3 protein-coding genes are annotated in these 867 nt (G+C 51.9%); all 3 read left to right on the forward strand.

Features of this window, described 5'->3' with window-relative positions; all coding sequences use genetic code 11:
* Positions 1-179, forward strand: a 179-nt coding sequence (locus AC1DRJ_RS30185) for an uL14 family ribosomal protein (RefSeq protein WP_477805340.1), incomplete at its 5' end; no start/stop codon positions are given.
* Between the two features lie 11 nt (positions 180-190).
* A complete protein-coding gene (gene rplX / locus AC1DRJ_RS30190) occupies positions 191-505 on the forward strand; it encodes a 50S ribosomal protein L24 (protein WP_003176416.1) in 315 nt (104 codons plus the stop codon).
* Between the two features lie 20 nt (positions 506-525).
* Positions 526-867, forward strand: a 342-nt coding sequence (gene rpl5, locus AC1DRJ_RS30195; protein ID WP_477805339.1) for a large ribosomal subunit protein uL5, incomplete at its 3' end; no start/stop codon positions are given.

The following is an 867-nucleotide window of genomic DNA, read 5'->3' on the forward strand; positions in this document are numbered from 1 at the left end:
GCACTCGTCACGGCGTACGTCGTGCTGATGGCTCCATTATCCGCTTTGATGGCAACGCTGCTGTTCTTCTGAACAACAAGCAAGAGCCGATCGGCACCCGTATCTTTGGGCCAGTGACCCGTGAACTTCGTACTGAGAAGTTCATGAAGATCGTCTCGCTCGCCCCAGAAGTGCTGTAAGGAGATCCGACATGCAAAAGATTCGTCGTGACGACGAGATCATCGTGATCGCCGGCAAAGACAAAGGTAAGCGCGGTAAGGTGCTTAAGGTTCTCGCTAATAACCGTCTGGTTATTGGCGGTCTGAACCTGGTTAAGCGTCATACCAAGCCTAACCCGATGTCGGGCGTACAAGGCGGTATCGTCGAAAAAGAAGCTCCACTGGACGCTTCTAACGTCGCCATTTTCAACGGCGAAACCAACAAGGCTGACCGCGTTGGTTTCAAAGTAGAAGACGGCAAGAAAATTCGTGTCTTCAAGTCGACCCAAAAAGCGGTTGATGCTTGAACACTGCTAGGTAGAAGACCATGGCACGACTAAAAGAGATTTACTGGAAGGAAATCGCACCGAAACTTAAGGAAGAACTTAAGCTTTCGAACGTGATGGAAGTTCCACGCGTTACAAAAATCACCCTGAACATGGGTCTGGGCGAAGCGGTCGGTGACAAAAAAGTCATCGAGCACGCTGTTGCCGACCTGGAAAAGATCACCGGCCAGAAAGTCGTTGTGACCTACGCTCGGAAATCCATCGCTGGCTTTAAAGTCCGTGAAGGTTGGCCGATCGGCGTCAAAGTGACCCTGCGCCGTGAGCGTATGTACGAGTTCCTGGATCGTCTGCTGTCGATCTCCCTGCCTCGGGTTCGCGACTTC

This window comes from Pseudomonas sp. P5_B2 (assembly GCF_056400445.1).